Raw genomic sequence first — 12,302 nt, forward strand, 5'->3', positions numbered from 1 at the left:
GTGTCGGATGCGTCTATCCTTTCAGTCATGCCAGCCAAAAGCCGCCCCGGAACCACACGACGAGACAGCAAGCGCCCCGGTACCTCCCGCAGTCAGCGGAACGTGTCCCGCGCCGCTCAGACACGTCCGGCGCAGCGCGCGGCAGTGACCTCCGAGGAACGGACCGGAAGTGCCTTCCGGGCCGTCGGCGGAGGTATCCGGGGAATGTTCGGCGCGGCGGCCAGGGGAATCGGGGGCGCCACCCGGTCGATGAGCTTCCGGGATGACGTGGTGCCGGACGAGGCGGGGTTCGAGGCGACAGAGGAGATCCCGTACCCGGATGACCGAAAGAGACGGAAGATGAGCACGGAACCCGACGGCGGCAACCGGCGGGGCGGTCGTGACCCGCAGCGTCGCGAAACGGGAACCGACGTGGAAGGTTCTCCGGAGTCCGACACCGGGCAGCCGCAGAGCTCCCCGCACGATGGTCTCGGCCTGGTGCTCATCGCACTGGCCGTCATCCTCGGAGGTGCCGTCTGGCTCGATGTGGCGGGGCCCGTCGGGCGTGCGGTCGACGACGCTGTCCGGTGGCTCATCGGGGCGGGTGCGCTCGTCCTCCCGATCGTTCTCATCGTCGGTGCGGTATCGCTCATGGCCGGAAGCGGCACAGGGACAAGCGGGGCGTCGTCGGCGACACCCCGTGTCCCGGTGGGGGTCACCCTCATCGTCGTCTCGATGCTGGGGCTGATCCACATCTTCGCCGGGCTTCCCACCGACATCGCCGGGCGGCGGAACGCCGGCGGAGCGGTCGGCGTACTCGTCGGCGACGTCGCTGCACGGGGATTCACCCCCTACATCGCGGTCCCGCTGCTCGTCCTCGTCATCGTCTACGGGGCACTGAAGGTCACCGGTATCACGGTCCGGGAGTTCACCGACCATCTCGCCGGACTACTCGAGCGGAGCAGTCGCGACGAACTGACGAGCGGACGTCCCTCATTCCTCGGGGGCGTCGCCGACTTCTTCGGATTCGGCGCATCGTCCGACGGCACGGTCACCGGGCCGGACACCGACAACCTCGACGATGACGCCGACTTCACGGAGTACGAGGAGACCTATCGCCCCGCGCGGACGAAGGCCTCCCGCCACCGACCCGTCACCCCCATGGAGGCGTACCCGCTGCCCGAGGATGAGGACGACGGTGAGCACACCCTGTTCTCCACGTCGCCCGTGGAGGAGCCCGCACGACCCGTCCGCAAGCAGTCCCCGTCCGCTTCCGACACCAATGAGCTGCCCGTCGTTCCGGACACCCCTCAACCCGTGGCGGAACGGCACCGTACAGGTGCCGCAGGCGGTGCCGCGGCAGGAGCCGCTGCGCGGACGACTTCCCGTGCGGGCGAAACCGCGGCCGCGGCCGGTGCAGCCACGACCGCCGCGGCTGCCGGCGCCGCCGCCAGGGGCGTGGATGACGCCGTGTCCGCATCGAGGAAGGCGATGCGCGACGCGATCATCGCCCGCTCCGGGGTCGATGCCGTGGCGGTGCCCGCATCCGTTCCGGCCAGCGAGCGAAAAACCACCGCGCGGAAGCCACCGGAAACGCCGGAACAGGCGTCCGCGGTAGCCGGATCCGATGACTACGTCATCCCCAGCGCCGACATGCTCATCCCCGGAAACCGGCCGAAGACCCGCTCCGAGGCCAACGACCGGATGATCGAGGCGATAACCGAGGTATTCAGTGAATTCAATGTCGATGCCTCGGTCGTCGGATTCTCCCGTGGACCGACGGTCACCCGGTACGAGGTCCAGCTCGGCCCCGGTGTGAAGGTCTCGAAGATCACCAACCTGCAGTCGAATCTCGCGTACGCCGCGGCCACCGACAACGTCCGGATCCTGGCGCCCATCCCGGGCAAGTCACTCGTCGGAATCGAGGTCCCGAACACCGACCGGGAGATGGTCCGGCTGGGGGATGTGCTCAACGCACCCGCGACCGTCGACAACCACGACCCGATGCTCATCGGACTCGGCAAGGACATCGAGGGCGAGTTCGTGTCCCACTCGATGCAGAAGATGCCCCACCTCCTCGTCGCAGGTGCGACGGGTTCCGGCAAGTCCGCCTTCGTCAACTCGCTGCTCGTCTCCCTGCTCACCAGGGCGACACCCGAGCAGGTGCGGCTCATCCTCGTCGACCCCAAGATGGTGGAGCTCACCCCATACGAGGGCATCCCGCACCTGATCACGCCGATCATCACGCAGCCGAAGAAGGCGGCATCGGCGTTGCAGTGGCTCGTCGAGGAGATGGAACAGCGCTACATGGACATGAAGTCCGCCCGCGTCCGGCACATCAAGGACTTCAACCGCAAGGTCCTCTCCGGTGAGGTCGCCGCCCCGCAGGGCTCCCAGCGGGAGTACCGTCCGTACCCGTACATCGTGTGCGTCGTAGATGAGCTCGCCGACCTGATGATGACCGCACCGAAGGAGATCGAGGACTCGATCGTCCGGATCACCCAGAAGGCGCGTGCCGCGGGCATCCACCTCGTGCTCGCCACGCAGCGTCCGTCCGTCGACGTGGTCACCGGACTGATCAAGACGAACGTACCCTCCAGGCTCGCGTTCGCCACCTCGTCGCTCACCGACTCCCGCGTCATCCTGGACCAGGCGGGTGCCGAGAAACTGATCGGAATGGGAGACGCGCTGTTCATCCCGCAGGGCGCAGGTAAACCGCAGCGGATCCAGGGCGCCTTCGTCACCGACGAGGAGGTTCAGGCCGTCGTCGATGCGGCGAAGGCACAGGCCGAGCCGGACTACACCGAAGGCGTCACCGAGGACAAGTCCGCGGAAGCGAAGAAGGACATCGACGACGACATCGGGGACGATCTCGAGGATCTGCTCCAGGCGGTCGAACTCGTCGTCACGAGCCAGTTCGGTTCCACGTCGATGCTGCAACGCAAGCTCCGTATCGGCTTCGCGAAGGCGGGCCGACTCATGGACCTGATGGAGACCCGGGGAGTCGTCGGCCCCTCCGAGGGATCCAAGGCCCGCGAAGTGCTCGTCAAGCCGGAGGAACTGGACACCGTCATCTGGATGATCAAGGGCGCCGATCCGGCGGAGGCCCCGAAGGAAGATGATTTCGGGGGAGACCTCCCCGGCGACGACGGCGATGACGGAACAACGACCGTGACCACCAACCCCTCCGGTGGAGTTTTCTGACGGGTACCGCAGGTGCCGGTGTCCCGCACCGTTGGCGTCGCCGTGCGACACCGCTGTAGAGTGGTCTCGTTCATGGAGGGGAGTACCCCACCCAACGGCACCGGTCGTCAGCACGGTGGCCGTTCCGTACCGCCTCTGGCGGTGGCGGCACGGTTCCCCGGCCGTGCCGGCTGCACCATCCACGCAGCGGGGGAGACCTCCGGTTTTCACGTCACACCTTGAGACCGGAGGTCTTTTTCCAAGTGGAAGTCAACACCCTCACCTGGGTCATCACCGTCATCGTCCTGCTCGGCTTCATCGCGTTCGACTTCGTCAGCCACGTGCGCAGCCCTCACGAGCCCACCATGAAGGAGGCCGCGGGATGGATGATCTTCTATGTGCTGCTGGCGTGCCTGTTCGGCGGTTTCCTCTGGCTCACCTGGGGAGGCCCGGACGGCAACCACCAGCACGGTATCGAGTTCCTCGCCGGATACATCACCGAGCTCTCGCTGAGCGTGGACAACCTCTTCATCTTCGCCCTGATCATCGGTTCCTTCAGGGTTCCGCGTGCGTACCAGCAGAAGGTACTGCTCATCGGCATCGCGCTGGCGCTGCTCTTCCGGGGTATCTTCATCGGGTTGGGGGCGGCGGCGATCAACGCGGCCAGCTGGGTCTTCTACATCTTCGGTGTCTTCCTGCTCTACACGGCCGTCAAGCTCATCGTCGACGAGATCCGCGGCGCGGAGGAGACCGAGGTCGATGACATGCTCGTGGTCAGGACCGTGCGCCGGGCGGTTCCCGTGTCGAGCGGGTTCGACCGGGACAAGCTGTTCACCAGGGTGGGCGGACACAAGATGGTGACACCACTCATGATCTGTCTGGTGTGCATCGGTTTCATCGACCTGATGTTCGCGTTCGACTCGATTCCCGCCATCTTCGGCCTCACCCGGGAGCCCTACATCGTATTCACCGCGAACGCCTTCGCTCTGATGGGACTCCGCCAGATGTACTTCCTGCTCGACGGCCTTCTGGACCGCCTCGTGTTCCTGCCCTACGGACTCGGCGCCATTCTGGCGTTCATCGGTGTGAAACTCACCCTCCACGCCATGCACGAGAACAGCCTCCCGTTCCTCAACGGAGGGGAGTCGATCCACGTCCCCGAGGTGTCGACGGCGTTCTCGCTGGTATTCATCGTCGTCACTCTGGTGATCACCACTGTCGCTTCGGTGATCAAGACAAAACGGGATGAGGCGCAGGGCGCCGTAGCCCCGAAGTGGAACAAAGCCAGGGACATCCACGACGACGCGGCGACGAACTGACGGGTCCACACCAGGGGATACGTGGAGCCCGACATCCGGGGGCTGTAGCGTCCGGTGGTCGGGTTCTCCCGTGCGGAGCGGAGACCCGGGACGGGGTCAGTCGTTGAAGACGTTGAGCACCGGGTTCCAGGTGCGGAACACCCGTGCGGTGAGCGCCCCCTCGGTGTGGAAGGGATCCCGGTCCATCAGTTCGCGTGCATCATCGAGTGACGCCGGTTCAGGGAGGCGGATCACGATGAGCGCGCCGCCGTCACCGTCGGTGTAGGGGCCGGATCCGATCAGCTGCCCCTTCTCCTTGAGAGCCGCCAGAAACTCCCGGTGGCGTGGGCGGACCTCGGTGATCAGATCGGAATCGGCGGGATACGAGTACTCAACGATGAAGGTGTTCATGTCCACCGATTGTAGTGACCGTGGCCCCCGACGGCGCCAGCCACCGATGTGAGTACTGTAGAGGACTGTGAGTGGTCCCATGAGTAAATCCAGCGGTACGGCGGAGTCGCCGTCGAACCTCAACCTGCCCAACGTGCTCACCTCGCTGCGGATCATCGCCATTCCGTTGTTCGCCTGGCTGGTGCTGCGGAGCGGCAGCGAACACGCGGGGTGGATGTGGGCTTCCTTCGCGTTGTTCATCTCACTGATGATCACCGACAAACTCGACGGGGACATCGCCCGCGCCCGCGGGCTGGTGACGAACTTCGGGAAGATCGCGGATCCCATCGCGGACAAGGCGCTGATGATCGCGGCGTTGGTCTGTCTGAACATCACCGGGGCGCTGTGGTGGTGGGTCACGGTCGTGATCGTCTTCCGTGAGCTCGGCATCACCCTCTGGCGTATGGTGCAGCTCCGTGCGGGACGCGTCGTACCCGCCTCCCGGGGCGGAAAGCTAAAGACCGTTCTGCAGTCGGTCGCCGTCGCCCTCTACCTCGTTCCGCTGCCGGGGTTCCTCCACCCGGTCGTCGTACTCGTGATGCTCGCGGCGATGGTGGTGACCGTCGCGACCGGTGTCCAGTACCTGTTGGCCTCGCACCACCGGTGAGAGACCGGTCATGAAGGGGGAGGAACTCGACGCGCTGGCCGCCGAAGTGGTCACGGCGCTGTCGGCTCGGGGGCAGACTGTGGCCTTCTGTGAATCCCTGACCGCGGGTCTGGCAGCCGCCTCACTGGCCCGGGTTCCCGGCGCATCCGCCGTGCTCCGGGGAGGTCTCGTCACCTACGCCACCGATCTGAAGATCAGCCTCGCGAAGGTTCCGCGGGATCTCGTCGCGCGACACGGCGTCATTTCGCCGGACTGCGCGGAGGCGATGGCGGTGGGGGCGAGGGACCGCTGCTCGGCCAGTTGGGGTGTCGGGTTGACGGGGGTCGCCGGCCCCGACTCCCAGGAAGGTCATCCGGTCGGTGAGGTCTGGATCGGGCTGGCCTCCCCCGATGGTGGAGTTACGGCCGCTCGGGCTGTCGGGGACGGCCCGGAGGGTGGCCTTCTGTCAGGGAACCGCGAGGCCATCCGCGCCGCGGCGGTCTCGGCGGCGCTGCGCGGGCTGCTCCGTGCCGTGGTTTCCGGAGACGCGGAGCATGCCGTGTCCTGAAAGACCAGTTCAGCGCCCTGCCTGCCGGGCCCTGAAGGGGAGGGAACAAAATCGGCACCTGCGACGTTGTTCATAGTGATGGCTACTTACACTGTTCTTCTCGACCAGCCGGTCCACGCACCGGCACGCGCCGGCGAAACCCGTGAACCGCTGCTCCGTGCGGCGCTCGGCTCCGCTTTGCGTGCGTTTCGGGCGGACCGCGGTATAACCCTCCGGGAGCTCGCCGAGACGGCACGGGTCTCCCCGGGATATCTGTCGGAGCTGGAACGCGGTAGGAAAGAAGTGTCCTCCGAACTGCTCGCTGCCGTCTGTCATGCACTCGGTGCGACGGTGTCCGACGTTCTCATCGAGGCGGCCGGATCAATGGCGGTGCACACCGCGGAGGCGGACCTCGCTGCAGTGTAGGGTCATAGCGGCTAGATTGGTGACAGTACCGAGCCGCAACGGCCCGGCCAGGTCCGCAGTTTCCCGGCACCCTCCGTGCCCCACCCCGCATCATCAGCCCACTGTCGCAGCGACCGCGGGCGTAAAGTCAATGAACGGAAGGCTCGACTCTCACAATGGCTAACCCCTTCGTCAAAGCATGGAAGTACTTCATCGCACTCTTCGACTCGAAGATCGAGGAGCACGCTGATCCGAAGATCCAGATTCAGCAGGCGATCGAGGACGCGCAGCGCCAGCACCAGGCGCTGTCCCAGCAGGCCGCGACCGTCATCGGCAATCAGCGGCAGCTCGAAATGCAGCTGAATCGCCGTCTGGCTGAGATCGAGAAGCTCCAGGCGAACACGCGTCAGGCTCTCCAGCTGGCGGACAAGGCCGCAGCCGAAGGCGACACCGCGAAGGCCACCGAGTACACGAATGCCGCCGAGGCGTTCTCCGCCCAGCTCGTCACCGCGGAGCAGTCGGTCGAGGACACGAAGCAGCTCCACGACCAGGCCCTGCAGCAGGCTGCCCAGGCGAAGAAGGCCGTTGAACGGAATGCGATGATGCTGCAGCAGAAGGTCGGCGAGCGCACCAAACTGCTCAGCCAGCTCGAGCAGGCCAAGATGCAGGAGAAGGTCTCCGAGTCCCTGCGCTCCATGAACTCGATGACCGCATCGGGAAGCACCCCGAACCTGGACCAGGTACGGGAGAAGATCGAGCGGCGCTACGCCAACGCGCTCGGCCAGGCGGAACTGGCCGAGAATTCGGTCGAGAACCGGATGGCCGAGGTCGAGCAGGCCGGTGTCCAGCTCGCCGGGCACAGCCGACTCGAACAGATCCGGGCGCAGATGGCCGCCGAGAAGCTCGAGAGCGGCAGCCCCGACAAAGCGTTGGAGTGGGACACCCGGTCGAACACCCCGAACATCGCCGACGCCGCGGTTGAAGAGAAGATGCGTCAGCTGCGCGAAGAGAAGTAGCACCTGCGGTCTCGGCACAGAAAGGAGGGCCCCGCCGGATGGTGGGGCCCTCCTCCTTCGTTCCCGAACGGTCCGTACGGGACTCCTCAGTCGTCGACACCGCGGGCGAGCAGCGCGTCGGAGATGCGTTGCGCCCGGCGAATGGACCGGACGATGACGGGGGTCCCGAAGGCCGTCACCGACATGGTCGCTCCCCGGGCCTTCCTCGCGTCGAGTACCTCACGGACCGTGGCGAGCTGCAGCGGGATCAACCTGATCGTCAGGGACATCGCGAGGCTCACCTTGTCCGCCGGTACACCGAACCGTTCCAGGGGGCGGAGGCTGTCCTCGAGCGCATCCATCATGGCGGAAACCCGGGTCGTCAGCGTCAGGAGGGTCGCCGCCATGATCGACGAGGAGATCAGCAGAAAGACGACCGCCGCGGGCTCGAACCCCTGCTGCCACCACTGGAAGGCCGCGAAGAACCCCAGCAGGGGAAGGGCCGGCCACACCTGCCCCCATGCGGTTCGGACGGGTATCCGCGCGACCGCGACGAGCGTGACCACCGCAAGTACGCAGGCCACCGCTCCCGGAAGCGAGTGGATGAGCATCGTGGAAGCGATGATGTAGGCGATGAGCAGGACGAACTTCGAGGTGGGGTTCATCCGGTGAACCGGTGTGTCGCCGGGGACGTACACCCCCATCGGAATCGATGACATGACGACCCGTGCCATCAGTGTGCCTCCCGGGACATGAGATCGCGGTAGAAGGAGACTACGTCATTCGGGGCACCGTCGGCGACTACCCGGCGGTCGTGGACGCAGATGGCCCGATCGAACCCGGTCAGGAAGCCGAGATCGTGGGTGACGACGATCAGCTGCTGCTCCAGACGGTCGAACTCCTGTCTGATCCGTAGCCGGTTCCGTAGATCCAGCAGGGTCGTCGGCTCATCGGCGATGATCAGGTCAGGGTCGATGATCAGAACCGCCGCGAGGGCGAGGAGCTGCTTCTCGCCGCCGGAGAGCACGTGCGGTGACGAATCCGCCAGATGGCCGATGCCGAACCTGTCGAGCATCGCTTCCACACGGGCGTCACGGTCCCGCCGGTCGAGCTTCATCCGCCGGAGGGAGAACGCGACATCCTCCCGGACCGTGGGCATGATGATCTGGTTTTCCGCGTCCGAGAAAACGAAACCGACCCTGCGCCGGATGTCCCGCCCGTGGGTGGAGGGATCGACACCGTCGACGGTCACCGTTCCTGTCGTCGGTTCACCCAGACCGTTGATCATCCGGATCAGGGTGGATTTTCCGCCCCCGTTGGCGCCGATGACCCCGATCCGGGATTCGGTGAGTTCCAGAGAGACGGAATCGAGGACGGTCCTGCCGTCGAAGACGGCCGAGACCTCGTTGAAGACTATCCGGGGCATTCGTCGCCGACCTTTCGCACTCTGCCCGCAGCCCCGGGGAGAAATGGATCATGGTCCCGCATCAGGACATGTGTGCACGTGTGCCCGGAAGGGGGGGAAGCGATCCGGTACCGGCGGGTGCCACCGTGCGGTACCGGGGCTGCGGTACCGGGGACACCCGGGAGGACGTGGCGGCTACTCCGGCTTCGGGCTCACCGAACGACCCACCCCGGATTCCGCGCCGGAACCGAACCTGCGGAGGTCCGGGAGTGCCGCGTGGACGCCGACCGCGATGATCACGCCGACGATGAGCTTGACGATCGCACCCGGGATGAACGGGATCTGGACCTCGAGAGCGGAGCCCAGCGTCATGTCGAGACGCCACATGAGCCCGAGGATCCCGAAGAAGTACTGGACCAGCATCGCGGCGAGGAATGCGAGGGTGAAGTTGATCGCCATGCCGCTGCGGTTTCGCGGCGCCCGTGCACTCAACCCGCCGGCGATGAGTGGTGCGAGGAGGTATCCGAGCAGATACCCGACGGTGGGACCGCTCAGCGCGGTGAGGACACTCTTGCCCTGGGAGAGAACGGGCAGCCCCACGATTCCGAGCAGGAACACGATCACCAGTGCGAGGAAACCTCGGCGGGGTCCGAGGATGAGGCCGGCCATGATGCATGCGGCGTTCTGGAGGACGATCGGTACACCTGCACCTCCCACCGGGATCGAGATGTATCCGAGGACGATGATGAGGGCGGCGAAGACCGCTGAGTAAGCGAGGTCACGGACGTTGAAAATACTTTTGTCATTCACATGTGAAGACAGTACCCGGATGTGCAGCAATTGAACAGTGTTCATGTAGTGACGGGGCTGCATTGCCGGGCGTGGGTGGCGCGAGGTGACTGTAGGATTGCCGTCATGCGCCTGCATCAGTTCGATCGACTCATTGACGCGGAATTCGGCCACGCCCACGGTATGTGGATCATGCGGTCGCACGTTCTGTCGCGGCGGGGCAGGACGGCGGCCGAACTCATCGAGGACGGTGTCGATCCACGGGATGTCTGGTGGGAGATCTGCCGCGATTTCGAGATCCCGGAGGAACGGCGCCTCGGGCCCGACGAATGACCTCTGGCGAGGGGAAAGCCATGTTCCCGGACCGCTCGTGTCGCATTGATATCGAACACGTGTGCGTGTACGCTCGAACAGTGTCGCGGACGCCGGATACGGTACAGACCGACTCCCCGGGGCATCCACGAACGTGACCGCCCGCCGGTCCACGCCCGGGGGTGGCGTGGATCCAACCGGATCCTTTTCGCCGGTACCGCGGTCCCATCCCATGTAGGGCAGATCCCCCACCGGGGTGGCCCTGGCGGGGGACAGGCGTCCCACTCGTCCGCGGAGCCCGGAGGTTTTCCGCTCACCCGAACATTCCAGTCCCACCGAGAACAGAGCACGAGGTTCCCACCGCAATGGCAACGAAGAAGAAGACCAACGCAGCGTCCACCGGCGATGAGCGTCGCAAGGCCCTTGATGTGGCCATGTCGCGGATCGAGAAGGACTTCGGCAAGGGTGCGGTGATGCGTCTAGGCGATGACAACCGCCCACCCGTGAAGGCGATCTCATCGGGAAACACCGCCATCGACATAGCACTCGGTGTCGGAGGTTTCCCCAGGGGCCGCATCATCGAGATCTACGGCCCGGAATCCTCCGGTAAGACGACCGTGGCACTCCACGCGGTGGCGCAGGCGCAGAAGGAGGGGGGCATCGCAGCGTTCATCGACGCCGAGCACGCCCTGGACCCCGACTACGCCCGCAAGCTCGGCGTCGACACGGACAACCTGCTGGTGAGCCAGCCGGACACCGGCGAACAGGCACTGGAGATCACGGACATGCTGGTCCGTTCCGGCGCGATCGACATCATCGTCATCGACTCGGTCGCTGCCCTGACCCCGAAGGCCGAGATCGAGGGCGAGATGGGTGACTCCCACGTGGGGCTCCAGGCGAGGCTGATGAGTCAGGCCCTCCGGAAGATGACCGGCGCCCTGCACAACTCGGGGACGACCGCGATCTTCATCAACCAGCTCCGCGAGAAGATCGGTGTGATGTTCGGATCCCCGGAGACCACCACGGGCGGCAAGGCGCTGAAGTTCTACGCTTCGGTCCGGTGCGACGTCCGTCGCATCCAGACGCTCAAGGACGGTCAGGACGCGATCGGCAACCGCACCCGGTTGAAGGTCGCGAAGAACAAGGTCGCTCCGCCGTTCAAGCTCGCCGAATTCGACATCATCTACGGCGAGGGCATCTCACGGGAGTCCTCGATCATCGATCTCGGGGTGGAGAACGGGATTGTCAAGAAATCCGGGTCATGGTTCACCTACAACGGCGATCAGCTCGGCCAGGGCAAGGAGAAGGTCCGGCTGTATCTCAAGGACAACCCGGACATCTCCGACGAGATAGAGCACAAGATCTTCGCCAAGTTGGGGGTCGCGGGCCACACCGACGATGATGCGTTGAGCGACGACCCGGTGGACGTCATCCCGAACGTCGACTTCGATGACATCGACGACGGCTCCGACGACAGGTAGCCGGGGGATCTGACCCCGACCCGCGCGGTGGAAGGAGGAGGACCGCAGGAACATGATGGGAGAGGAATGCACCGCCGGCGGTGACCGGGGGGAACGGCGGGCGACCGTGGATCGGCTCCGGGAAGCGGTCCACGCCGTCGAATCCGGGGATTCCGTGTTCATGGACATCGAGGCGGAGAAGGACAGGGCCGCAGTCCGTCACCGGGCTCTGCTTCTTCTGGACCACCGGTCGCGGTCGCGGCGGGAACTCGACCGGAGACTCGGGGATCTCGGGTTCCCTGCCGGACTGATCTCCGATGTGCTGGACGATCTGGAACGGGTCGGCCTCATCGACGACGAGACCTTCGCACATGAGTGGGTCAGGCAACGCCACCGGCGGAGGGGGAAGTCCCGCGACGTCCTGGACCGGGAGCTGCGGGACAAGGGCGTCGCGCCCGAGCTGCGGAGCCGTGCGCTCGACCAGATCGCGGAGTCGGACGAGCGGGCCATGGCTCTTCAGCTGGCCCGGAAGAAGGCCCGGACCACGGTGACGCGGGCACCACGGGACCGTGCGGACCGGGATCGCGCCCTGAGGCGCATACTCGGTGTGCTCGGACGCCGGGGCTTCCCCCAGGGAATGTCCATGGAACTGGCGCGGGAGGCTCTCGACGAGAGGATCTCCGAGGTCTCCTGACCGTGGGGGTGAATCGGAAGGGAGGTGGGGGGGGGGGGGCGGGGCCCCCCCCCCCCCCCCCCCCCCCCCCCCCCCCCCCCCCCCCCCCCCACAAAACCAACCACCCCGGCGCGGGGGGCGAGAGAGGGGGGGGGGAGAAAAAAAAACGGAGCGAGGGGGGGGGGGGCGGGGGGGGGGGGGGGGGGCCGCGGAAGGGACG

At 66.0% G+C, this 12,302-nt stretch carries 13 protein-coding genes; 9 read left to right on the forward strand and 4 right to left on the reverse strand.

The window, feature by feature from the left end; genetic code table 11:
• Positions 1-27: 27 nt before the first annotated feature.
• Both KRX55_RS10595 and KRX55_RS10600 read left to right on the forward strand, forming a co-directional pair.
• Positions 28-3,183, forward strand: a complete 3,156-nt coding sequence (locus tag KRX55_RS10595; RefSeq protein ID WP_218407697.1) for an FtsK/SpoIIIE family DNA translocase — start codon at positions 28-30, stop codon at positions 3,181-3,183.
• A 242-nt stretch (positions 3,184-3,425) separates the two neighbouring features.
• Positions 3,426-4,481 (forward strand): TerC family protein, encoded by a 1,056-nt coding sequence (locus KRX55_RS10600; RefSeq protein ID WP_218407698.1) that lies wholly within the window; start codon positions 3,426-3,428, stop codon positions 4,479-4,481.
• A gap of 96 nt (positions 4,482-4,577) precedes the next feature.
• Here KRX55_RS10600 and KRX55_RS10605 read toward each other — a convergent pair whose 3' ends face one another.
• Positions 4,578-4,871 carry a YciI family protein gene (locus KRX55_RS10605; protein WP_218407699.1) on the reverse strand — a complete coding sequence of 98 codons (294 nt, stop codon included), beginning with the start codon at positions 4,869-4,871 and terminating at the stop codon, positions 4,578-4,580.
• Between the two features lie 79 nt (positions 4,872-4,950).
• Between KRX55_RS10605 and pgsA the strand changes: the two genes are divergently transcribed.
• From pgsA to KRX55_RS10625, 4 genes are all read left to right on the forward strand, one after another.
• Positions 4,951-5,517 (forward strand): CDP-diacylglycerol--glycerol-3-phosphate 3-phosphatidyltransferase, encoded by a 567-nt coding sequence (gene pgsA, locus KRX55_RS10610; RefSeq protein ID WP_218407700.1) that lies wholly within the window; start codon positions 4,951-4,953, stop codon positions 5,515-5,517.
• 10 nt (positions 5,518-5,527) lie between these two features.
• Positions 5,528-6,064: a CinA family protein gene (locus KRX55_RS10615; RefSeq protein ID WP_218407701.1), complete on the forward strand. Its 537-nt coding sequence runs from the start codon at positions 5,528-5,530 to the stop codon at positions 6,062-6,064.
• 78 nt (positions 6,065-6,142) lie between these two features.
• Complete coding sequence (locus KRX55_RS10620) at positions 6,143-6,469, forward strand: helix-turn-helix domain-containing protein (RefSeq protein ID WP_218407702.1); 327 nt, start codon at positions 6,143-6,145, stop codon at positions 6,467-6,469.
• Positions 6,470-6,624: 155 nt separating this feature from the next.
• Positions 6,625-7,464 (forward strand): PspA/IM30 family protein, encoded by an 840-nt coding sequence (locus tag KRX55_RS10625; protein ID WP_218407703.1) that lies wholly within the window; start codon positions 6,625-6,627, stop codon positions 7,462-7,464.
• 86 nt (positions 7,465-7,550) lie between these two features.
• Here KRX55_RS10625 and KRX55_RS10630 read toward each other — a convergent pair whose 3' ends face one another.
• The 3 genes from KRX55_RS10630 to KRX55_RS10640 form a co-directional block, all read right to left on the reverse strand.
• Positions 7,551-8,177 (reverse strand): energy-coupling factor transporter transmembrane component T family protein, encoded by a 627-nt coding sequence (locus KRX55_RS10630; RefSeq protein WP_255567767.1) that lies wholly within the window; start codon positions 8,175-8,177, stop codon positions 7,551-7,553.
• Positions 8,177-8,869 carry an energy-coupling factor ABC transporter ATP-binding protein gene (locus KRX55_RS10635; protein WP_218407704.1) on the reverse strand — a complete coding sequence of 231 codons (693 nt, stop codon included), beginning with the start codon at positions 8,867-8,869 and terminating at the stop codon, positions 8,177-8,179. Before KRX55_RS10635 ends, KRX55_RS10630 begins: the two co-directional genes overlap by 1 nt.
• 174 nt (positions 8,870-9,043) lie before the next feature.
• Positions 9,044-9,658: a biotin transporter BioY gene (locus KRX55_RS10640; RefSeq protein WP_370625831.1), complete on the reverse strand. Its 615-nt coding sequence runs from the start codon at positions 9,656-9,658 to the stop codon at positions 9,044-9,046.
• 105 nt (positions 9,659-9,763) lie between these two features.
• On the opposite strand from KRX55_RS10640, the gene KRX55_RS10645 reads away from it, so the two are divergent.
• From KRX55_RS10645 to KRX55_RS10655, 3 genes are all read left to right on the forward strand, one after another.
• Positions 9,764-9,970, forward strand: a complete 207-nt coding sequence (locus KRX55_RS10645; RefSeq protein WP_218407706.1) for a DUF3046 domain-containing protein — start codon at positions 9,764-9,766, stop codon at positions 9,968-9,970.
• 344 nt (positions 9,971-10,314) lie between these two features.
• Positions 10,315-11,430: a recombinase RecA gene (recA, locus tag KRX55_RS10650; RefSeq protein WP_218407707.1), complete on the forward strand. Its 1,116-nt coding sequence runs from the start codon at positions 10,315-10,317 to the stop codon at positions 11,428-11,430.
• 55 nt (positions 11,431-11,485) lie between these two features.
• Complete coding sequence (locus KRX55_RS10655; protein WP_218407718.1) at positions 11,486-12,103, forward strand: regulatory protein RecX; 618 nt, start codon at positions 11,486-11,488, stop codon at positions 12,101-12,103.
• Positions 12,104-12,302 lie beyond the last annotated feature (199 nt).

The organism is Corynebacterium sp. TAE3-ERU16, from assembly GCF_019209935.1.
GTDB lineage: Bacteria > Actinomycetota > Actinomycetes > Mycobacteriales > Mycobacteriaceae > Corynebacterium > Corynebacterium antarcticum.

Excerpts from the sequence above, each read along its gene's own strand:
- KRX55_RS10595 (WP_218407697.1), top strand. The coding sequence starts at position 28 with ATGCCAGCCAAAAGCCGCCCCGGAACCACACGACGAGACAGCAAGCGC.
- KRX55_RS10605 (WP_218407699.1), bottom strand. The coding sequence starts at position 4,871 with ATGAACACCTTCATCGTTGAGTACTCGTATCCCGCCGATTCCGATCTG.
- pgsA (WP_218407700.1), top strand. The coding sequence starts at position 4,951 with ATGAGTAAATCCAGCGGTACGGCGGAGTCGCCGTCGAACCTCAACCTG.
- KRX55_RS10615 (WP_218407701.1), top strand. The coding sequence starts at position 5,528 with ATGAAGGGGGAGGAACTCGACGCGCTGGCCGCCGAAGTGGTCACGGCG.
- KRX55_RS10620 (WP_218407702.1), top strand. The coding sequence starts at position 6,143 with ATGGCTACTTACACTGTTCTTCTCGACCAGCCGGTCCACGCACCGGCA.
- KRX55_RS10625 (WP_218407703.1), top strand. The coding sequence starts at position 6,625 with ATGGCTAACCCCTTCGTCAAAGCATGGAAGTACTTCATCGCACTCTTC.
- KRX55_RS10630 (WP_255567767.1), bottom strand. The coding sequence starts at position 8,177 with ATGGCACGGGTCGTCATGTCATCGATTCCGATGGGGGTGTACGTCCCC.
- KRX55_RS10635 (WP_218407704.1), bottom strand. The coding sequence starts at position 8,869 with ATGCCCCGGATAGTCTTCAACGAGGTCTCGGCCGTCTTCGACGGCAGG.
- KRX55_RS10645 (WP_218407706.1), top strand. The coding sequence starts at position 9,764 with ATGCGCCTGCATCAGTTCGATCGACTCATTGACGCGGAATTCGGCCAC.
- recA (WP_218407707.1), top strand. The coding sequence starts at position 10,315 with ATGGCAACGAAGAAGAAGACCAACGCAGCGTCCACCGGCGATGAGCGT.
- KRX55_RS10655 (WP_218407718.1), top strand. The coding sequence starts at position 11,486 with ATGGGAGAGGAATGCACCGCCGGCGGTGACCGGGGGGAACGGCGGGCG.